Source organism: Pseudomonadota bacterium (assembly GCA_026388315.1).
GTDB lineage: Bacteria > Desulfobacterota > Syntrophorhabdia > Syntrophorhabdales > Syntrophorhabdaceae > MWEV01.
Genome location: JAPLKA010000045.1, coordinates 22,693 through 42,642 on the forward strand (window position 1 = coordinate 22,693; position 19,950 = coordinate 42,642).

Consider the following 19,950-nt stretch of genomic DNA (forward strand, 5'->3'; position numbering starts at 1 on the left):
AAGAACGATGAAACGGAAGAACGGGTTCACACTCATTGAAATACTTGTTGCCATCGCCATTATCGGGATACTTGCCGCTATTGGCACTGCCAGCTTTACGGGATTAGTAGGAAAATATAATGTAAATAACCAGATAAAAACAATGTATACAGATATAATGACTGCACGGGCAATGGCGGCAATGAAAAACAGGGCGCATTTTGTAAGCTTGTCGGCAAATCAATACAGTATCTACGACGACACCAACACATCGCCGAACGGAAACGGAACGCTGGAAACTTCAAGCGATACGCTGATATTACAAAAAACTCTGGACTATGCCATTACCTGGAACAGTACGGCCACAATAGAATTCAATGTGAGGGGCCTTTGCAATACACCCAGGACAATCTGTATTTATTCCACCGTAAGTCCTGAATATGATTGTATAAAAGCCTCACGTACACGGATTACGCTTGGAAAATTAATAACACAGGGGACGTGCAGTGAAAGTAATTGTGCAACGAAATAAAAAGGGCTTTACGCTTATAGAAACCCTCATCGCTGTCTCCATATTAACGATAGCAATGTTAGCGATGCTGAATACCATAGTCATATCCTTCCAATACGGCTTGAGAAACAGTATAAGAAATGAGGCAGTAAAGATGGCCGAAAAGAAGATGAATGAGCTGAGAAACACCACATTCTCTTCTCTGGTAAGCAGCACTTCCACAGAGACACGGACTTTTAGAAATTTAACCGTAACGTATACACAGCAATGGACGGTAAGCACTTTGTCAACTACCAGCGTGGCTATTGATGTAAAGGTTTCATGGTTCTATCCGCCGGATTCGGGAAAACAGTACGACCATAGCACAGCGTCGATTGTGAGTCAGGATACTTGAGGTATATTTTGATTAAATACAACAAACAGCATGGATTTTCCTTGATCGAACTTCTGATAGTCATGGGCTTGCTTGCGATTGTGGCTGTTATGACTATGGACGCCTTTAATATGGTTTTAAAACAATCCGGCCAAACGATGAAGACTGTGACAACGGAGATCGACCAAACCATCGGCCTTGATATACTCCGTTCTGATATCGAGCAGGCAGGTTTCGGTTTGCCATGGACTTTTAAGAATTCAATCACGTATAACGAAGCTGCCTCATCGCCTGGCTCCACCTATAATGATTCGCCATCGAACGCCCCGCGTGCCATTTTAAGCGGCAACAATGTGGGATATAACAGCTCAGATTATCTTGTAATCAAGTCTACCGTGGTTGCCGGGAGTGATACAGCCAATAAATGGACTTATATTTCAAAGGATACAAGCGCCGCACCAACCCCGAAGTCCTGGACGTCAACGTCAAGCAATCTTAATACCAATGACAAGGTAATAGTAATTAAGCCGCGGTACGATGCAACGGGGAATAACGAGCTGGTGATGAATTCGGGAACGTTTTATACAACATATAGCAGCAGTAGCTTTGCCTCTGCCTTTTCTCCGGCGACTATAGGAGAGAGATTTCTCATTTACGGTGTTAGTGCCGTTGATACCAGCCTGGCCAACTTGCGGATGCCCTTCAACAGGGCAGACTATTACATTGCCAGACCATCAACCGGTATGCCTTCGGATTGTGCACCCAATACGGGAATCCTTTATAAATCTACCGTTAATCACAGCGATGGCGCACTCACCGAGATGCCCGTACTTGACTGTGTTGCGGATATGCAGGTTGTATTTCGTCTCGGCACAGATAGCAACGACATAACCGCTCTCACGGCACAGCAGATCCGTGAACAGGTGAAAGAGGTGAGGGTATATATACTTTTTCATGAAGGCTCAATGGACAGAAATTACACGCATGAGACTTCGACGGTAACGGTCGGTGAATTCAGCCTTGGAAGCACCTTTAATTTAGCGACTACTATCGGGACAAACTGGAACAGGTACCGGTGGAGGACCATCACTCTGGCCGTAAAGCCAAAAAATATTTTATGATATCGGGGAAATCTTATGTCCTGTTTTGACAGAGAAAAAGGTATGGCGCTCCTGGTTGTTTTGGCAATAATTGTGATTACTTCCGGTTTGGCTGTGACTGTTTTGTATTTTATAACAAAACAGACAGAGGTTTCAGGGCTTCAAAAAAGATATCAGACTGCAAAAGAAGCCTCTCTGGGGGCCGTTGAAGTCTTCACGAAAGAGGTTATTCCTGCCACAATTTCCGGCACTACCCTGTCGGCAAAAGTTACGGGCTTTAGTACAATATCAACTGCTTCTGTCACCGTTGCTCTACCATCCACCTGTGATTTCAGTAGTGACAAATTAAAAAAATCAACTGCAAACTGGAGCAGCAACTGTTCCACTGCACCAGTCAGTGCGCCAGTCGGTTCGACACCAGCCGATGCCGATTTGAAATTCACCTTAAAAAGCGCCTCAGGACAACCTTTTGATGTCTATGCCAAGATAGTTGACACAGTTGCTGGCAATTCAAGTACCGGCGGGGTATCTCTTGAAGGCGGCGGAGGTTCAGGAGATGCCGGATCGGGAGTAATATCGACTCAACATTTTCCCTATATGTACACGATTGAAGTACTGGGACAGCGACAGCAAAACCCAAGCGAGAGAGCATATTTTGAAGTCCTTTACGCCTATTAATAAGAAGGGCGTCAAAAAGAAAAGAATTTCAGAAGCCGTTAAACGTAATAAAGAAATACCGTTTTTGCTGCTTGGCGCCGTCATTACAATGCTTCTGTTCATATTCCTGAGCATTAAAGCATGCAGGCATACCCAAGACATAACACCAGCATGGCAGCATATTATGCAAGGGATAGTGTCAAAACCAACAATTGAGGACAAGGTTGGCCGAATGCCCGAAATGGTGAAGGCCAGATTACAGCTTGAATCAATAAACAACACGGATGTTTTAAAAGTCATCCCCGAAGGAAGCGAAAAGAAAGGCAGTGCCATTACATACATATATGAGTGGATAAAAAATGATGAACCTTTGGGGGGGAATACTAACAGCATTAGCGGCTTCAAAAAAGGGGATAAGATAGAAGTAATAATTACACCGTTCGATGGTAAAAAATACGGGCAACCCAGGACTCTATCAACAGAAATTATGAAAACAACCCCTAAGATCATTGAAAATAAAGAAATAAAATTTGATGGTAATGTATTATCGCATAAAGTTAAAGCAATTGATCCTGACAACGGCACACTTTCATATTCATTAATAGAAGCACCAAAAGATATGACTATTGATAAGACGAATGGGACGATCAACTGGCAGGTAAAACCGGATGAATTCGGGGTATTCAATATAAGGGTTAAGATTTCAAACGACCAGGGAGGAGAAATTGTCTATCAGTTAAATATCAATCTTAACAAAGCCGAAGGCGAACCCAAAAAAGATGCGACCATACTTCCACAATGATATAGGATAAGAGTTGGGATAAGAGTCCGATTGGTTTTATTGGTTGGGGGAAGAGGATAAGAGTTGAGAGAAGAGTTTGATTGGTTAAATTCAATGGCTACTATTAATAGGTTTGAAGAACTTGAATGCTGGCAAGAGGCAAGAAAATTAGTGCGTTTAATTTATGTTCTCATAAAAAAAGATAAATTCAGAATGGATAAAGATTTAATCGGGCAGATAAAGCGTAGCTTGATATCTTCTATGGCAAATATTGCTGAAGGCTTTCACAGAAGTAGCAATAAAGATTTTATGAAGTTTCTCGATTACTCAAGATCATCAGTTGCAGAAACAGTAAGCCATGGTTATGTCGCTCTTGATCAGGGATATATTACCGGCAGTGAGATGGAACAGGTAAACGATCAGGCAAATATTGTATGGAAAAAAGTAAATAATTTCATTACATATCTAAACAAATCCAACCAATGAAACAGTTTGAACCGTTTAAGCTGTTTTCCCTCACCCCCTTTCAACCAATTAAACCAATTAAACTCTTATACCTATTCCCCTTCTTCCTCATACCCTTCCTCGGCGGTAATCATCTTTCCCTTTTTTATGTAACGATTGATAAGTTTTGGATAGAAACAACATTTATCCTGTTTTTGATTATTGCCATTGCCATAAACCATCTAAGTAAAAAGGGAAGCTCCCCGCAAGGCTTTTCAAGGTTTCTTGTCTTTTTTATGCCATTTGCAGCAGTGAATGCCATCAGCCTTGTCTATACATGGAACAGGTTCAGCACGTTAAATGAATTGAATATTCTGGTTTGGATTCTTGGATCGGTCTATCTTTTTTCGATCACAGACAAAAATGAGGCGCTTCTCAAGGCGCTCGTGATTGGTGCTGCTTTATCTGCTATTTGTGCAGTGGTGCAGTCCAAAGTGTTATTTCCCAATTTTATCGAAGTTTTTCAAGGCGGAAGATATGCTGAGATAGCAAAGGGGCAGGCAATACCATTTTCTTCTTTCCTTTACCACAATGTTTTTGGTGGTTACATGTGTTTTGTTCTCCCTTTGGCGATATATTTCGGCGTGTACCAGGGGAAATGGTTATATAAGATTGCAACTCCCTGTATTATCGCCGGAATTATCCTCTCTACATCACGAATTGCCATGGGAATTTCCTTTTTGTTTGTGCTGTGCTTTATCGCTGTAATGATAAAAAGAAGGGACATAAAAAGCGCTTTGATTATGGTGGCAATTGCTGCTACCAGTATAGTCATGATCTTTACGCTTTTGCACACAGGGAAGGGGGGCGAATTTAAAGGATTGACAGCCGAACTTGGGAAGAAGACACAGATAACAAAGTCTGAAGTTACTACGCTGAATACAAGGACTGAAATATGGAATAACGGTATTAATGCCTTTGTTGCAAAACCGGTGATTGGATATGGAGCAGGGGCATTTGAATATGGCTATAGAAAATATTTTGATGGCGGGATTTACACAAGATATGCCCATAGTACATTGCTGAAGATAGGTGTAGAGCTTGGTTTAATTGGCATATTGTGTTTTTTGTTTTACATTGCAGGATTCTTTTCCTGTCTGAAGGGCAGATTAAAGGAACCGGAATATCTGTTCATCTTAGCCTCAACCGGCTGCGGTCTACTTTTTGGACTACTGGATTTTTCCTTTGATATGCCTGCCCATATCATAACCTTCTTTGTCTTATCTTCCGCTGTTTTTGTTAATGAGGAAAGCAAGGCCAGGGTAGCCGCAGGCTTCCCCGCCTGTCTCATGGCCCTGGCGGACAGGAGCCTGCGCATTGTGTCATATATAATAATTATATGTCTTTTAGGTTCGTTCCTCTTTACCGTAAAGGCAAATTTGTCGGGTAAATCCATAGAAAATGGCATCGCATGTGAGGATGGCGGATTTATGTTTAACGCCTACAATTCATACGTTGACGCAATTTACGATATGCCTATAGATAATGATGGATATATAAAGGTTGTCGGTGTTTTAAAAAGGCTTTATGAAGGGGAGGGTGACCCAGGGAAAAAGGAGAATATTAAAAGTAGTTTAAAAATGTATCTCAACAATATAGAGGAGAAGGAGGATTTAGACTCCGGTCTGTTTTTTGTTGCCGGCATGAGCTATACAACATTAAAAGAAACACATAAGGCTGAAAGCTACCTGTTGAAGGCGATATCCTACTACCCTTCATCGGCGTACTATATCTATGAAATTGTCAGGTTTTATATATCAATTGGTGATTTGCAAAAGGCACTTCTCTGGACTCACGCAATTGATCCTTATCTGGATAAATACCGGACTTCAAAAAACCCTAAAGGATTCTACGTATACAAAATTAGGGATATGGAAGCAGAAATGGAGTATAAGCAAGGCAATGTTGCCACTGCATTATCAATAGCCAAAAATAACCTGAAGGATGCAAAAGAAGGGAAATTTATAATAACAAGCGTTAAGACAGGTGAATATATCTCAACGGAACCTTTTTTGAATTATTTGAAGGATAGAGTAAATTTCTTCGAATAAGACCCCTTTTGCCATCATATAAGAACTTCCAGGTTAAGAAATAATTTCGTTTAGTCCCTCAACCACTTGATCTAACTCCTCCAGAGATGCCCTACCAATCAATTTCCCAATCCTCTCCACCGAGAGTGTCCGAATTTGGCTGATCTTTACCCATGATTGTTTTGGCAAATCCTTTGTCTTTAATTCGAGTGTCAAGGGAAATCCCGCCTTCTGCGGTTGGCTCGTAATTACCACAGCTATGACCGTACCTGAGCGTTCATTAAAAACATCATGACTCAGAATCAAAACAGGACGCAATCCCGACTGTTCGCGGCCCTTGGTGGGGTTAAGGTCCGCCCATCGGATCTCCCCCCTCAGTATTGCGGCCATTGGCTCACGTCCTCAACTAATCCTTCATCGGCCATTGCCTTTTCAAACGCCGGTTCAAGTTTCGCACACTCTATTGTCAGCCTGCTTCGCTTCATGCGTAGCAGTTTCTCACTCACAGCTTCCTGGATTGCCTGACTCCGGTTTTGAAAAATATGATTATTGACAAGTCTGTCCAGTTCGCCAACGAATTCCTCATCCAGTGTAATTGCTATTTTTTCTTTGCCCATTGTATCCTCCTAAGTATTACATTATATCATACCAATTACGGGTAATGCGAGTTTTTTTCGCTTTAAGGAAACTTGGTCTTTTGCATAAACAAAAGTTCCGAAGCCGAACGCGAGTGAATGAAGCCGCCGGAGCGTAATGAGTGTGTTTGCGGGGAATAGCCCGACACAGATGCTCATCCTAATGGAAAATCTGGGATGAACACTTTTTGTTTATGCTGTGTTTCATTGTTGTCATGTTGAAAAAAGGCTCTCATAGCAAAGTCTGAATACGTTGAATTACTTGACGATATGCTGGTAAACATGGTGGAGTATAGACAGGACAATATTGCCGATGCATTATCAATAGCCAAAAATAACCTGCGTGACGCAAGGGAAGAGAGGTTTGTTATTTCAAGCATCAGATTGGGGAAAAACGTCTCCAAATCATCAATGGTTAATTATCTGAAAACAAAACATGAATACTACGAACACCTTTCAACAGGAAAATAAATCAAAGGCTGGGATCTTATGTCTAACGTAAGCGTGATAATGAATTGTTATAATGGAGAGAGATTTTTACGTGAAGCAATTGATAGTGTTTATGCACAAACATACAGAGACTGGGAAATAATTCTTTGGGATGATGAATCGATGGATAATACCCAGGAAATCGCCATTAGCTATGATGATAGACTGAAATATTTTAGGGGCAAGAAGAGTGTTTCGCTTGGGCAAGCGAGGAATTGGGCATTAGATAAGGCGTCGTGCGAATATATTGCTTTCTTGGATCAAGATGATATTTGGCTGCCACAGAAACTTGAAAAACAGATTTATGTTATAGAAAACACGCCCGATATAGATTTTGTCTATTCAAATTACTTTACAAGAAAAAACAACAGGGAATGGTTGAATTTCAGAACAAGACAACCAACTGGTTATGTCTTTGAACAATTTCTACATTTCTATCCCGTTGGAATCTTAACAGCACTTGTAAGAAAAAACGTTCTCAACCGTCTGGAATCGTATTTTGACGAAAATCTCCATATTTGTGAAGAGTTTGATTTATTTATGCGAATCCTGTATAAATCGAAGGCTATGTATATAGAAGAACCCTTAGCGATATACAGAATACATCATGACATGAGCAGCATTAAAATTATAGACAGATATTATGATGAATGGAATTATTCAATGGAAAAGCTGAAGAGATCATATCCGTTTTTAGAAAACGAATATAGCAATGCAATGAATCATTTTTATATTAATATTGCCTATCATCAAGCAAAGATTGCGATGTTTACAAATAACCCGAAATCAGCAAGGAAATATCTGGATCAATATAAATTTGTTCGTTTTAAAGTTTTCATATATTATCTGTTAACCTTTTTTCCGGCAAGGGTTCTTAATTTTTTAGTTAGTGTAAAAGATAAATTTCGTCCGGAACCCCTGTTTGTAAAGCCATAAGTGAGATACTAATATTTGTGAAAGATAAAAATATAATGCGTGAAAATAATTGCAAATCTATTCGTGTAGCCTTCGTATCCCATCGTTCCGATCTTACCGGTGCTCCAAGATGCCTTTTGCTTATACTAAAATTACTCGACCGTGATCACTTTGAACCAATTGTCATATGTCCTGGCCCGGGAACTTTAGTAAAAAAAATAATGGATTTAGGCATACCGGTTATAATGATAAACAAATTTCCTCCTGTTCATCGGCTGGCTGCAACCCTTAACCCTCTTCGCCTTTTATTGAAGGCTCTATACCGAACATCTTACATGGTTCGTCTTTTCTTTGTTTTAAAAAAGTCTGATGTCGATGTTGTGTTTTTAAACACATTGCTCAGCAGTGGAGCAACAATCGCCGCGTGGTTGAATGGTTTACCTGTAATCACATATATACATGAATATTATGAGCGATTTCTGCTCACTTCGCCAATCAGGAGATGGGCGGTCCTCCACAATGCTCAACAGATTGTCGCGGTTTCAAAAGCTACTCAGGGTATGGCTATACAATATGGTGCAAACCCTAATAACACTTCTGTGGTCTATCCAAGCATAGACGAAACAGAACTAATGTCTAATGGGCCCTTCAATATTGAGGCGATCAAGGAAAGTTGGGGGGCAAAACAAAATGATGTTGTGTTTGGAGCTGTCGGTGTTTTGGTTGAAGGTAAGGGTTTTCTTGACCTTGTGAACGCTATACCAAAAGTTCTACTAGAAATTGATAACTGTTTTTTTGCAATAGCCGGGGGATTGCCATCGCCCGAAGATAAATCCCCAGATTACCTGGCTAAGCTCATGGATTGTGTGATAAAACTGGGAATAGAAAAAAGGATAAAGTTTTTGGGCTATATGGAAGATATGTCTATATTTTATCAGGTTATCGATGTGCTCGTCATACCTTCTCACGAAGAATCGTTTTCTCTTGTTGCATTAGAAGGGATGTATATGAGAAAACCGATAATTGCTTCTATGGTAGGTGGGTTACAGGAAATTATCAATCCTGGAATGAACGGAATTTTAATTCATTCTCAAAGTATAGGCGAGCTTGCAAGTGCAGTGATAAAATTGGGAAGCGAAGAAGATTTACGCAGATCCATGGGGACAGACGGAAAAAAACGTATGGAAGAGTCCTTCTCAAAGACAGTGTTTGTCTCAAAGATTCAAGAGATAATACGATCAACCGTAAAAGAATATCATGATGACATTTTTAAAATCACAATATCACGTTAACGAAGAGGGTATATTTTTTTCTGATAACAATGGTTATTGGTCTAATTTAAATAAAGAAGAAAACAAAGTCTTGATTGAATCATTGCAACATAGCTCAGCAAGAGAAGCATTGGTAAAGCATCAAGCATGGTTAGAGGACGTGATCTATTCTCCTAAACGGCAAGCAGGGCTTGAGCTTCTTCAATTGAGTGGTGATGAATTTTGTATTGATTATGGATGTATGTGGGGGGCATTAACCATTCCCTTAGCCAAAAGAGCTAAATTTGTTCTTGGGATAGATCAAACTTTAAACTCTTTGAGGTTTTTAAAGGCACGAACGATAGAAGAAGGGTTGTCCAATATTGCATTATTATGTCATGATATCAGGAAAATGCCAGTGTTGCAATATAATGCAAGAGCTGATATAGCAATTGTTAATGGAGTACTTGAATGGGTACCAGAGGAAGGACCAATTGAATTAAAAAACTACTACGGGAAATATAATAATAAAAAATATTCAAATCACCCTGGTTCTCAACAGGAAATGTTTTTAAGACAGATTTACCTGAATCTTCAAAGTAATGGCAAACTATATCTTGCTATAGAAAATAGATTTGATTTTAAAATGTTTTTGGGCGTTAAAGACCCTCATGTGAATATTCCATTTGTGTCTATTCTCCCAAGAAAATTAGCTAATTTGGTATCTTGGCTCAGATTGGGCAGGCCTTATATAAACTGGCTTTATTCGTTTAATGGAATTAATTCTCTATTAAAAAAGATAGGGTTTTCAAAGATAGACTTGTATATGTGTTTTCCAGATTATCGTTTCACTGAAAGGATAATACCTTATGAAAATTCATTGGATAATGATTCTGCTTTAATAATTTCAACAAGAAATGCTAAGGGGAAAAGGACTTTTAAAAGAGTTTTGGGAAGAATGTTGCAAATAATGACTTATATGTTATTAAAGAAGAATTTTTTTTCACCGTCAATCATTGCTATAGGTCACAAATGATTGAATTACTAAACAATTGTTTACACGGCAGCGAAATTGCTACATATTTAGTGAATGATGGAGTTTTGGGAAAATGCATAGTAAAAGCTTCAACAACGCCAAGCGGTATTAAGAATTTATACAATGAAATAGCTGGATGGCATTGGTATCAAAAGATTAGATACCCCCAAAAGAAAATGGATGTTTGTAATATAATTCAAAAGAAGGATAGCTATCTTAAAATAAGTATAGAATTTATAGAAGGTTTCAAGGATGATTACAATAAAGGATTAGAAGAAAATGCCGATGTAATAACAAAAGTCATAGATCATTATTGCAAGGTATGGCCATATTATTCAAACAATACATCACCAATACATGGTGATCTGTCAATAGACAATATTATTTATAATCCTGATGGTATTCATATTATTGACTGGGAGCATTTTAGCAGGACTGGAGGGTTTTGGGGATTTGATGCAATTTATATAATATTCGAAACTTTGTGGTTTAGTCTAAGAGGAAAACGCCTTCCGACGGAAAATGAGATAAATATTATTAGGAAAAATATGCAAATATTAAATACTGATACTAAATTGGATAGTAAATTACTTAAGCATCCTCTCAGAAGTATAATAAATTTTATAGTTGAAAATGAAAAAATATGGGGGGCACAACTGTTGAAATATCCAGATAAATTTCCAGTTTTGAAATTTAGCGATGAACAAATATTATATATAGAGCCGTTGCTTAGGTTTATTTAACAAAACATATGGTTAGCGTAATTATTGTTAATTATAATGGGATTGATGTTATTCAGGATTGTATGCGTGCCCTTGAAAGACAGACCTTTAAGGATTTTGAAACTATTATTGTGGATAACGGCTCCACAGATGGTTCTCTTGAGCAATTAAACAGTTTTTTAACCGGCAATTCATTTTCCTACCCTGTTAAAGTAATCCCCCTTTCAAATAACGTAGGTTTTTCAGATGGAAATCGACAGGGATTAAGGCACGTAAATGGTGAATTTGTAGCGCTTCTTAACAACGACACAGAACCCGATAAGAGTTGGCTTGAAGAACTTGTAAAAGGAATAAACGGCAACCCGGAAATAGGGATATGCGCATCCAAACTTATTGCATATCATTCCGATATAATTGACAGTGCAGGAGATGGATACTCAATGGTTCTCAGGGGATTCAAAAGGGGAGAAGGGGAAAATAAAAACGCATATAGCAATAAGGAATTTGTTTTTGGAGCATGTGCGGGGGCCGCAATGTATCGAAAAAAGATGCTCGATGAAACAGGTTTTTTTGATGAAAACTTTTTTCTGATATATGAGGATACTGATCTCAATTTCAGGGCACAACTTGCAGGATGGAAAGTCCTGTATGTTTCCACAGCCATAGTTCACCACAAAGTTCGTTCATCAATAGGCAATATGAGTGATACAGCAATATATTATTCTCTCAGAAACAGCGAATTGGTGCGTATTAAAAATGTCCCTGCGGGTATATTTTTCAGGTGCCTGCCTGAATACATAATAAGTGTTTTTGCCGAATTCGTTTATTTTGCAATCAAACATAAAAAAATCAGGCTATATTTCAAGGCAAAACGTGATGCACTGAGGATGTTTCCGCTAATGTTGAAAAAGCGTAAGGCGACAATGAAGGCAAAAAAGGTAAGCAATGAACATTTATTGGGTATGATGACGCCGGTATGGCAGAAAGATTTTTTTAAAACAAAAGCAAAGAAGTTTTTCCATGGTTAGCGGAATTAGTGTTGTAATCCCAACCTTCAATGCAGACAGGTATATCCATAAACTTCTCGCATCAATTAAGTCACAGACGATCCCCTGCGAGGTTGTTGTTATAGATTCATCTTCTACAGACAATACCGTATCTATTTCAAAATCCTTTGGGGTAAAAATCATATCCATAAAAAAGGAGGACTTTAACCACGGCAGAGCAAGAAATTTGGCAGCCCTGCAAACCAACGGGGACATTATTGTTTTCCTGACGCAGGATGCATTGCCTTTTGATGCTTACTCCATCGAAAGGGTTGTGGCACCAATAGAAAACGATGTGGCAGCAAGTTACGGGAAACAGATCCCTGAAGACATTGCAAAACCCACTGAAAAGTTTGCAAGATACTTCAATTATCCTGAAACGCCGGTTGTCAGAGGGATTGAAGATGCAACAAAGTCCGGCATTAAGACGTTTTTTTTCAGCAATGTGTTTTCAGCTGTGAGAAGACATGAGTTTGAAATGATGGGTGGGTTTCCTGAGGATTTAATCATGTTTGAGGATATGATTTTTGCTGCTAAGTTAATGCTGAAAGGTTACAGAATAGCATACACTCCGGATGCAAAAGTTATTCATTCGCACGATTATTCGTGGGGTGAACAGTTTCAGAGGTATCTCCGGGCAGGAGTTTCTTTTAAGAAAAATTCATGGTTTTTGGAATTTGCCAGGTCTGACAGCGAAGGGATTAAATTTTTAATGGAAGAAGTTAAATACCTGCTGCAAAGTAATTCTTACCGCTGGGCTATGTACGCTATGATTGAGGCTATGTTTAAATATTCAGGATATAAGATTGGTTTAAATTACGATAAAATTCCATATCTAAGAAAAAAACATCGAAATGAATAAAAAAAACCATTTGCAGAACATATTAATATTGTTAACAGACGTATCAGCAATATATCTGTCAATTATTCTTGCCTTTTATACGAGGCCGCTAATAGGTAGTTTTTTTTCATTAGTCCAACTCAGTCATGGACTATCCATATACCTTTATAAATGGTGGGCAATATGTATAATTATTGCTTTTATCGCCTACTATAGGGGCTATAGCATGGTAATAAATGCATGGGATGAGCTTTTAGTTCTTTCAAAGAGCTTATTTATATCTTTTTTAATAGTATGGGTGATTATTTCACTTCAAAAGGAAGGGGAAACGGTATCGAGAATTATAATAACCTTAAGTTTTGCCTACATGCTTTTTTTTATGTTTTTATTCAGGTTTATTTTAAAATATATCCTCTATAAGTTGGTGGATGTACGCAGGCCTGCATATATAATAAATTCAAAAAATAATGAGGAAACAAAAGAGATAGAGTTCTTGTTAAACAGCGAGTGGTACACTGGTTACAAAATAGTTGGTTATTTAGGTCGGGAACCTGCAACAAAGGAAGAACAAATAGACATTTGTTTTGTCCCCATTGAATACACAGATGAAGATACCATTAAATCAATAAAGCCTTATGTTCAAAATCTTATCATAGTTTCTAAAATGCCCGGCCTTTCTTTTATGAATACAGAAATTAAAACCTTTTTAAGTAAAAATATTGCATTAATAACTGCATCTAATGGTTTATTGACTACACAAAAAATCTATATAAAAAGGATTTTTGATATTTTGCTTTCGATTTGCGGGTTAATTGTTTTCTCGCCCTTATTTTTAATAATACCCCTTAGTATAAAGATTGATTCGAGAGGGCCTGCTATTTTTAAACATAGGAGGTGCGGTAAAACCCTTATTGAATTTGACATGTTTAAGTTTAGAACCATGCATACAGACGGCGGCTCGTTGCTTGATAATTACTTGAATGAAAACCCGGAGGCCCTTGCTGACCTGGAAGAAAGAAATAAAATTGAAAATGATCCAAGGGTTACAAGAATAGGATGGATATTAAGGAAAACCTCTCTTGATGAACTGCCTCAACTCTTTAATGTTATAAGGGGAGATATGTCTATCACCGGTCCAAGGCCGGATTCAAGAAATGTGATTGAAAAGTATTACAAAGAGTATAAAGAAATTTACGAACATGTGCGGCCCGGGATAACCGGACTATGGCAGGTAAGCGGGAGAAGCGAGATCAAATACGATGAAAGGGTCAAATTGGACTATTTTTACACTTTAAATTGGTCAATGTGGCTCGATATTGTGATAATCATCAAAACCTTTAAAGCACTGCTAAGCGGCAAAGGCGCATATTGATGGTCAATCAATTGCTCCAATGGAAAATAAATTAAATTTTTTAGTTAATATTTTAAATAATGAATTGACATAAATTCGCATTTTTGCTAAAGTTTTTTACTAATGAGGGGGTTTGACCATAGTCAATAATGTTTGATAAATTAATCGAAAAAATCGGTTATCAAAGCATTAATGAACTGGTAGGGGTGGATATAGGGACAGCCTCAATCAAAATCTGCGTGTTAGAAAAAACAAAAAAAGGTCTTAAATTATCACATCTTGCAAAGAAAACTTATACAGAGAGCCTGCTCAGCGATGGCCATATCATAGACAATGATTTAGTTGCCCATGAATTGAAAAATTTACTGATCGAAAACAAAATCAAAAGTAAATATGCAGCATGTGCATTATCAAGCTACTGCGTTATTACAAAAAAGGTTACCATGCCTCTGTTAGAAGAAAAGGCATCGGAAAGATCAGTTAAAGTCAGCTCCAACGAAAGCCTTATCACAAAAAAGTCTTCATTGCCTTTGTTTGAGGATGAAAAAATTATCGAGGCTGAAGTAGAAAATATCATTCCCTTTCCCCTGAAAGAAATTAATTATAGCTATCAGATGATGGGGTTAGGCGAAGAAGACGAAAACACTGTAAATGTTATTATAGTCGCTGCGAAAAAGGAAATTGTCGATGGATTTGTTAATACATTTCAGGCTGCCGGCTTGAATCTGGTGATTCTTGATGTCGATATTTTTGCCCTTACAAACATTGTTGAACAGATAAATAACCCGGAAGATTCATCTGTTGTGGTTGTCGATATAGGTGCATCTGTAACTAATATGGCAATTGTCAAAGGAGAGAATATAGGATTTACACGAGAGATACTTCTGGGAGGCAGATACTTAACAAACCAGATTGAAAAATCTTTAAAACTTTCCTTTGAAGATGCTGAACAAAAAAAGATCAAGGGGGATGATGAGGTCTTGTATCTGTTCGAGGATTTTATATTCAATATAGCCTCGGAAATAAATAAGACCATTAATTTCTATATATCCACAAACCCCAATGAAATATTAGGAAAAGTATATCTTTCAGGCGGCACATCATTACTTCGTGGATTAAAGGAAAAGATTGGAGAATATACAAATATTGAGGTTGAATACCTCAATCCTTTTGCTATGCTCAGTGGGAACCCACAATTTTTTAATGAGGATTTGAGCCAGTTCGATATCTATGAAGATTATAAAGAATTCAATGCTATTGCATTGCAACTGTCTTCAAGGATTTTGGAATTAGAATGATAAGGATAAACTTACTACCCGCAAAGGCAAAAAAAGATTTATTCAAGTATGATTTATTTATGTTTTTTTCTGTTATGGCAATAGCACTTCTGGCTTTTGGAGGGTTCTATTACTACAACATGAATGAAATAGCAAAACGCAAAACCATGATAGAAAATACAAAAAAGGAGATTCAGAATTTACAGCATATTTATAAAGAATACCTCGCCATGGAGCAGGAGAAAAAGGAGATTCAACGAAGAATCAAGGCGATAGACAGCATTAAAGAGGGTAGGGGGCTTGCAGCCAGAACCCTTTATGACTTTTCAGGCATTATTAAGGATAATGTCTGGATTAAAAACTTTAAGAAAACAGAAGATAAATTTGAGTTAGAAGGACGCTCTCTGGAAAACGAATCAATTTCAATGTTTGTTGAGGCGCTGTCTAAAGTTCCGTACATCAGAAATGTCGAATTAAAAGAGGTGAAAGATGTTAAGGAACAAAATGTTGATGTAAAAATGTTTGTAGTTTCCGGTGATATATCCTTATGATGAAATTATCGCTTGACCCGACAGAGATAAAAAATAAAATTATCAAGATTCCAATGACTTACAAGCTTATCTTTTGCTTGTTTTTTAATGGTTTAATCTTTGCTGCACTTTTCTATTATTTTGTTATGCCTCAGCTTGAAACGAAAAGACTATTGAATGAAGAGCATGCAAAGCTGAAACAGGAACTCGTTAATATGGTGGCAATAAAAAACAATATGGAAAAATTTCGTAAGGAATATGCTCAATTGCAGGAACTTTTGCAACAGATGTTGAAACAGTTGCCTGAGACAAAAGATATCCCCAACCTGCTGAGAAATGTATCAACCGTTGGCACGGAAACACGGTTAAAAATCACCGGTTTTGAACCTAAGGCAGTGCAAAATAAGGAATTTTATGCGGAATTGCCTTTTGTGATTAAATATAGCGGTCCCTTTCACCATATAGGGTATTTCTTTGATGGTATCAGAAAATTGGAGAGAATTATAAATGTGACAAGTTTTTCTCTTGCTCCGGACTCAAAAATCGTACCGGGAAAACTGAACCTTACCGGGGAATGCACAGCAAAAACATATGTATACTTAAAACAGCAACCAAAACAGGATAAAAAAGAAGGCAAAAAAGAAGAAAAGAAGGATGGCAAAAGTGAAGCGCCTAAGAAGTAAATGGGGTCAGGGGTCAGAAGTCAGAAGTCAGAAGGTAATTTCAGACCTGCCTTTCCATAATGCAGGGCTTGCTTATATTGTATGCATTTTAGCGGCATTTTTATTGATTACTGTATGTCAGGGTGTTGCCTTTGCACAGGCAAAGCCGGAACAGAAAAAGCCTGAAGCGAAAAAGGCCGAGCCCGCACCGCCGAAATTTAACGTAGGTGATTTTACTTATACCTCTTCTAACAGGAGAGACCCTTTTGAACCGATATTTCTGACAAATCCAAAGCAGCCGGGCCAGGCTAATGCTTTAAGGAAAGGTTATGAACTGGAGGAGCTAAAGCTTGTAGGGATTATGAAGACCGGTAATAAGAATCTTGCCATGATGGAGGATATGCAGGGTAGGGGTATGCTTTTTAAAAAGAACGATTATCTGAACAAGAATCTTTGGATTGTTGATATTCTTACAGAAAAGGTTGAGTTTGGCTATAAAATAAAAGGGGAGATCAAGACGTTTACCATAGATATCCCAAGAAAAAAGGAAGGGATGTGATTATGATTAAAAAAACATTGATTCTATTGTTTATGGTCTTTGCAATCCCGCTTCTGTGTTTCAGCCAAACCCAGGGGAAGAAGGTCCAGAAGATGTCTTTTGATTTTGTTGATGCGGATGTTCGGAATGTCCTCAGGGGGTTGGCCGATGTAATGGGGAAAAATATCATAATAGGAGATGATGTTAAAGAACTGAAAGACAAGACAATAACTATGAAGCTTGATAATGTCTCTATGGAAGAGGCTCTGGATGTTATTATTAAAAGCAAGGACCTGTCAAAATTTGAAGAAGGGGACCTCATCAGGGTAATTACTATTAAGAAGTTTGATGATGAAAAAAAACGTGATGTCGAAAATAAGGCAGCCTTTCAGAGGGAAATACTTGAAAAACTGAAACAGGGCGAGGAGTTTGTTACAGAGACATTCTTCGTGAATTATACAAAAGCGGATAATGTCGCTAAAGTAATAAAAGGCGATACCACTGCTGGCGCAACCCCTGGGGGGAAAAAGGGCTTGCTGTCTGAATACGGTGTGGTTACAGTGGTTGAATGGACCAATGCTATAATAGTTAAAGATACAAGGGATAATATTGCAACGATTAAGAAGATTATCGGTGAACACGATTTCCCTCCTGCTCAGATTCAGATTCATGCAAGGATCGTTATAGCTGACTCTGAGTTTGCAAGAGACCTTGGCATCAAATGGAATGCTGTCATGGCAGGGTCAAGTAACTTTTTAAACAGGGACATGACCGTAGCGCCAGGCGTCTCCGCACTTCCCGCTTCTCAAGCCGGCGCACTTCAGCTCCTTGTAGGAAATGCTGCGGCAAGTTTCTTCCTTGATGCGACCATCGCAGCAGCAGAAAAGGATAATGTTGCAAAAACAATAGCCAGTCCGAAGGTAGTAACATCTGACAATATGGTAGCAAAAATATCAAAAGGTGATGAAATACCATATCAGATTATTGCAATGGCTGGTGCTACACCAAGTATTGATTTTAAAAAGGCCGAATTAAGTCTTGAGGTCACTCCCCATGTAACGAAAGATGGAAGAATAAAGATGAAAATCATTGCAACTAAAGACGAACCCTATACCTATCTTATACCAGGCGGGACAAGCCAGATAGCAATGAGAAGAAAAGGGGCAACTACAGATGTTATTATCAAAGACGGGGAGACGGTTGTTATAGGGGGCATCTATGAGACAACAAACACAGACAATGAGACCGGTATACCCCTGCTCATGAAGATACCCATACTGGGCTGGCTCTTTAAACAAGAGTACAAACAGGATAAAAAAAGTGAACTTCTTATATTTGTAACACCCACAGTTCTAAAAACTATTTATAAAGATGAGGGATAGATAAATGAAGATTAAAATTATTCATCTGTTTTTGATGGTTTTTTGTTTAATCTTTGCCACCGAGTCTTTCAGCAAAGAGATGGTTAAAGGAGCTATTATTGCAACACCTCAGAATGTTATCAGTGTTGGGACGGGTGAAAAGGTAATTATAAATCTTGGGAAGAATGATGGCGTTATAGTGGGTGATATTTTAAAAGTTTTTGAAAGTGATGACGATTTCTTAATTGGAGAAATTGGAAGGTGTGCTGTAACAAAGATAGAAGACTCAACAAGCGTGTGTGAGGTTATAAAATTAAGCGCTGAGGCAGGGAAGGGCGACTACGTGGAGATCAATAAATTAGAATATACGGACCCTCGGATTTATCCTCTGGTTTTTACGCTTTTAAATGAGATAGTTACACCATATGAACCTCAAAAGGACATCAGGGTCTATGTTCATAATATATATGACGAAAAGTATAACATAACAGGTCTTTCTGAAAAAATAAGGTCAGAGATAATAAACATATTTTCGCAGAAAAACAGGATTATCGTTAATCCCTATGACCTGTCAGGTTATATTACATATCCTGATAAATATTTCTATATTGATACGGGCAGATCAAGAAAAGAGACGATAGGTATTGTTAAAGAGGTTATGAAAAGGACAGATACTAATGTTGTAATAATGGGCATATACAACACAAATGGAGCGAATATTAATGTAACACTCTATATAGTTGACAAGAACCGGCTTGATAAAGAAATGAATTTAACCTTAAACGCAAAAGAATATTCAAATATTATGAATGATATAGTTGTTCCGTATAAACCCATTAAAGAAAAGGAATATGTTACATATAATATTACATATATTAAAAAGGATTATTTTCCTTCAAGGGATGAAAAGAGAGACATAATCAAATCTGAGTCGGGAAAAGATTTAAACTTTAGATACAAAGTATCGGAAAAGAAGATGGATTTCAACAGGATAGGTGTAGGAAACTTCACATTAAAGATAAATGGGGAGCCTATAAGCGTTGTTCCTGGCAAGGTCTATAGCATAAAATTTGAAAAAGGCATGAAGAGAATATGGTTATCTTTTCAGACGAGCTTTTTTATGAATGAAGAACATTTATACTCATCACAGGCAAAGCCCATTGAGAAAGAGATAATTTTAGATTTAACCCGTGAAGACAACCTTAATATTGAATTGACACTTGACCCTACCTATGGCAAAGAGAAGGCGGATATCAGAGTTTTCAGAAAAATATCTGATGACCCGTTTATTGCAAAGCCGATTTTTACAGAGGTCGATAAAAGACCTGCCGTAGACGTATATAAAGATTGATTGACCGGAGG

At 38.0% G+C, this 19,950-nt stretch carries 23 protein-coding genes; 21 read left to right on the plus strand and 2 right to left on the minus strand.

Annotated elements, in window-relative coordinates:
* Positions 1-7: 7 nt before the first annotated feature.
* The 7 genes from NTX75_05090 (at position 8) to NTX75_05120 (ending at position 5,956) form a co-directional block, all read left to right on the plus strand.
* Complete coding sequence (locus tag NTX75_05090) at positions 8-511, plus strand: prepilin-type N-terminal cleavage/methylation domain-containing protein (GenBank protein ID MCX5815604.1); 504 nt, start codon at positions 8-10, stop codon at positions 509-511.
* Positions 486-884, plus strand: a complete 399-nt coding sequence (locus NTX75_05095) for a prepilin-type N-terminal cleavage/methylation domain-containing protein (protein MCX5815605.1) — start codon at positions 486-488, stop codon at positions 882-884. The genes NTX75_05090 and NTX75_05095 overlap by 26 nt, the downstream gene beginning before the upstream one ends.
* Positions 885-892: 8 nt before the next feature.
* Complete coding sequence (locus NTX75_05100) at positions 893-1,984, plus strand: prepilin-type N-terminal cleavage/methylation domain-containing protein (protein MCX5815606.1); 1,092 nt, start codon at positions 893-895, stop codon at positions 1,982-1,984.
* 15 nt (positions 1,985-1,999) lie between these two features.
* On the plus strand, positions 2,000-2,641 hold the full coding sequence (locus NTX75_05105; protein ID MCX5815607.1) for a hypothetical protein: 642 nt from the start codon (positions 2,000-2,002) through the stop codon (positions 2,639-2,641).
* An 88-nt stretch (positions 2,642-2,729) separates the two neighbouring features.
* A complete protein-coding gene (locus tag NTX75_05110; protein MCX5815608.1) occupies positions 2,730-3,422 on the plus strand; it encodes a hypothetical protein in 693 nt (230 codons plus the stop codon).
* A 63-nt stretch (positions 3,423-3,485) separates the two neighbouring features.
* A complete protein-coding gene (locus tag NTX75_05115; protein ID MCX5815609.1) occupies positions 3,486-3,887 on the plus strand; it encodes a four helix bundle protein in 402 nt (133 codons plus the stop codon).
* Positions 3,884-5,956 (plus strand): O-antigen ligase family protein, encoded by a 2,073-nt coding sequence (locus tag NTX75_05120; protein MCX5815610.1) that lies wholly within the window; start codon positions 3,884-3,886, stop codon positions 5,954-5,956. The genes NTX75_05115 and NTX75_05120 overlap by 4 nt, the downstream gene beginning before the upstream one ends.
* Positions 5,957-5,989: 33 nt before the next feature.
* On the opposite strand, the gene NTX75_05125 is transcribed toward NTX75_05120, so the two are convergent.
* Positions 5,990-6,325: a type II toxin-antitoxin system PemK/MazF family toxin gene (locus NTX75_05125; GenBank protein MCX5815611.1), complete on the minus strand. Its 336-nt coding sequence runs from the start codon at positions 6,323-6,325 to the stop codon at positions 5,990-5,992.
* Complete coding sequence (locus NTX75_05130) at positions 6,310-6,552, minus strand: ribbon-helix-helix domain-containing protein (GenBank protein MCX5815612.1); 243 nt, start codon at positions 6,550-6,552, stop codon at positions 6,310-6,312. Before NTX75_05130 ends, NTX75_05125 begins: the two co-directional genes overlap by 16 nt.
* Before the next feature lie 300 nt (positions 6,553-6,852).
* Here NTX75_05130 and NTX75_05135 point away from each other — a divergent pair, with 300 nt between their 5' ends.
* From NTX75_05135 to NTX75_05200, 14 genes are all read left to right on the plus strand, one after another.
* Positions 6,853-7,041, plus strand: coding sequence for a hypothetical protein (locus tag NTX75_05135; protein ID MCX5815613.1), 189 nt, complete (start codon positions 6,853-6,855; stop codon positions 7,039-7,041).
* A gap of 18 nt (positions 7,042-7,059) precedes the next feature.
* Positions 7,060-7,995 carry a glycosyltransferase gene (locus NTX75_05140; GenBank protein ID MCX5815614.1) on the plus strand — a complete coding sequence of 312 codons (936 nt, stop codon included), beginning with the start codon at positions 7,060-7,062 and terminating at the stop codon, positions 7,993-7,995.
* A gap of 17 nt (positions 7,996-8,012) precedes the next feature.
* Positions 8,013-9,266: a glycosyltransferase family 4 protein gene (locus NTX75_05145; protein MCX5815615.1), complete on the plus strand. Its 1,254-nt coding sequence runs from the start codon at positions 8,013-8,015 to the stop codon at positions 9,264-9,266.
* Entirely contained in the window at positions 9,232-10,260 is a 1,029-nt protein-coding gene (locus NTX75_05150) for a class I SAM-dependent methyltransferase (GenBank protein ID MCX5815616.1), read from the plus strand. The genes NTX75_05145 and NTX75_05150 overlap by 35 nt, the downstream gene beginning before the upstream one ends.
* Positions 10,257-11,003 carry a hypothetical protein gene (locus tag NTX75_05155; GenBank protein MCX5815617.1) on the plus strand — a complete coding sequence of 249 codons (747 nt, stop codon included), beginning with the start codon at positions 10,257-10,259 and terminating at the stop codon, positions 11,001-11,003. The genes NTX75_05150 and NTX75_05155 overlap by 4 nt, the downstream gene beginning before the upstream one ends.
* Positions 11,004-11,011: 8 nt before the next feature.
* The gene (locus NTX75_05160; GenBank protein MCX5815618.1) at positions 11,012-12,010 is read left to right on the plus strand and encodes a glycosyltransferase family 2 protein; all 999 of its coding nucleotides are present in this window, start codon (positions 11,012-11,014) and stop codon (positions 12,008-12,010) included.
* Positions 12,003-12,890: a glycosyltransferase gene (locus tag NTX75_05165; protein ID MCX5815619.1), complete on the plus strand. Its 888-nt coding sequence runs from the start codon at positions 12,003-12,005 to the stop codon at positions 12,888-12,890. The genes NTX75_05160 and NTX75_05165 overlap by 8 nt, the downstream gene beginning before the upstream one ends.
* Positions 12,883-14,241 carry an exopolysaccharide biosynthesis polyprenyl glycosylphosphotransferase gene (locus tag NTX75_05170; protein ID MCX5815620.1) on the plus strand — a complete coding sequence of 453 codons (1,359 nt, stop codon included), beginning with the start codon at positions 12,883-12,885 and terminating at the stop codon, positions 14,239-14,241. The genes NTX75_05165 and NTX75_05170 overlap by 8 nt, the downstream gene beginning before the upstream one ends.
* Before the next feature lie 128 nt (positions 14,242-14,369).
* Complete coding sequence (gene pilM, locus NTX75_05175; protein MCX5815621.1) at positions 14,370-15,518, plus strand: type IV pilus assembly protein PilM; 1,149 nt, start codon at positions 14,370-14,372, stop codon at positions 15,516-15,518.
* Positions 15,515-16,048 (plus strand): PilN domain-containing protein, encoded by a 534-nt coding sequence (locus tag NTX75_05180; protein MCX5815622.1) that lies wholly within the window; start codon positions 15,515-15,517, stop codon positions 16,046-16,048. The genes pilM and NTX75_05180 overlap by 4 nt, the downstream gene beginning before the upstream one ends.
* Positions 16,045-16,710 (plus strand): type 4a pilus biogenesis protein PilO, encoded by a 666-nt coding sequence (gene pilO / locus NTX75_05185; GenBank protein ID MCX5815623.1) that lies wholly within the window; start codon positions 16,045-16,047, stop codon positions 16,708-16,710. Before NTX75_05180 ends, pilO begins: the two co-directional genes overlap by 4 nt.
* Positions 16,682-17,248, plus strand: coding sequence for a pilus assembly protein PilP (locus NTX75_05190; GenBank protein MCX5815624.1), 567 nt, complete (start codon positions 16,682-16,684; stop codon positions 17,246-17,248). The genes pilO and NTX75_05190 overlap by 29 nt, the downstream gene beginning before the upstream one ends.
* A gap of 2 nt (positions 17,249-17,250) precedes the next feature.
* Positions 17,251-18,609, plus strand: coding sequence for a type IV pilus secretin PilQ (pilQ, locus tag NTX75_05195; protein MCX5815625.1), 1,359 nt, complete (start codon positions 17,251-17,253; stop codon positions 18,607-18,609).
* A 4-nt stretch (positions 18,610-18,613) separates the two neighbouring features.
* Positions 18,614-19,939, plus strand: a complete 1,326-nt coding sequence (locus NTX75_05200) for a hypothetical protein (GenBank protein ID MCX5815626.1) — start codon at positions 18,614-18,616, stop codon at positions 19,937-19,939.
* Positions 19,940-19,950: the final 11 nt, after the last annotated feature.

Excerpts from the sequence above, each read along its gene's own strand:
- NTX75_05090 (MCX5815604.1), top strand. The coding sequence starts at position 8 with ATGAAACGGAAGAACGGGTTCACACTCATTGAAATACTTGTTGCCATC.
- NTX75_05105 (MCX5815607.1), top strand. The coding sequence starts at position 2,000 with ATGTCCTGTTTTGACAGAGAAAAAGGTATGGCGCTCCTGGTTGTTTTG.
- NTX75_05110 (MCX5815608.1), top strand. The coding sequence starts at position 2,730 with ATGCTTCTGTTCATATTCCTGAGCATTAAAGCATGCAGGCATACCCAA.
- NTX75_05120 (MCX5815610.1), top strand. The coding sequence starts at position 3,884 with ATGAAACAGTTTGAACCGTTTAAGCTGTTTTCCCTCACCCCCTTTCAA.
- NTX75_05125 (MCX5815611.1), bottom strand. The coding sequence starts at position 6,325 with ATGGCCGCAATACTGAGGGGGGAGATCCGATGGGCGGACCTTAACCCC.
- NTX75_05130 (MCX5815612.1), bottom strand. The coding sequence starts at position 6,552 with ATGGGCAAAGAAAAAATAGCAATTACACTGGATGAGGAATTCGTTGGC.
- NTX75_05135 (MCX5815613.1), top strand. The coding sequence starts at position 6,853 with ATGGTGGAGTATAGACAGGACAATATTGCCGATGCATTATCAATAGCC.
- NTX75_05140 (MCX5815614.1), top strand. The coding sequence starts at position 7,060 with ATGTCTAACGTAAGCGTGATAATGAATTGTTATAATGGAGAGAGATTT.
- NTX75_05150 (MCX5815616.1), top strand. The coding sequence starts at position 9,232 with ATGATGACATTTTTAAAATCACAATATCACGTTAACGAAGAGGGTATA.
- NTX75_05155 (MCX5815617.1), top strand. The coding sequence starts at position 10,257 with ATGATTGAATTACTAAACAATTGTTTACACGGCAGCGAAATTGCTACA.
- NTX75_05160 (MCX5815618.1), top strand. The coding sequence starts at position 11,012 with ATGGTTAGCGTAATTATTGTTAATTATAATGGGATTGATGTTATTCAG.
- NTX75_05165 (MCX5815619.1), top strand. The coding sequence starts at position 12,003 with ATGGTTAGCGGAATTAGTGTTGTAATCCCAACCTTCAATGCAGACAGG.
- NTX75_05170 (MCX5815620.1), top strand. The coding sequence starts at position 12,883 with ATGAATAAAAAAAACCATTTGCAGAACATATTAATATTGTTAACAGAC.
- pilM (MCX5815621.1), top strand. The coding sequence starts at position 14,370 with ATGTTTGATAAATTAATCGAAAAAATCGGTTATCAAAGCATTAATGAA.
- NTX75_05180 (MCX5815622.1), top strand. The coding sequence starts at position 15,515 with ATGATAAGGATAAACTTACTACCCGCAAAGGCAAAAAAAGATTTATTC.
- pilO (MCX5815623.1), top strand. The coding sequence starts at position 16,045 with ATGATGAAATTATCGCTTGACCCGACAGAGATAAAAAATAAAATTATC.
- NTX75_05190 (MCX5815624.1), top strand. The coding sequence starts at position 16,682 with ATGGCAAAAGTGAAGCGCCTAAGAAGTAAATGGGGTCAGGGGTCAGAA.
- pilQ (MCX5815625.1), top strand. The coding sequence starts at position 17,251 with ATGATTAAAAAAACATTGATTCTATTGTTTATGGTCTTTGCAATCCCG.
- NTX75_05200 (MCX5815626.1), top strand. The coding sequence starts at position 18,614 with ATGAAGATTAAAATTATTCATCTGTTTTTGATGGTTTTTTGTTTAATC.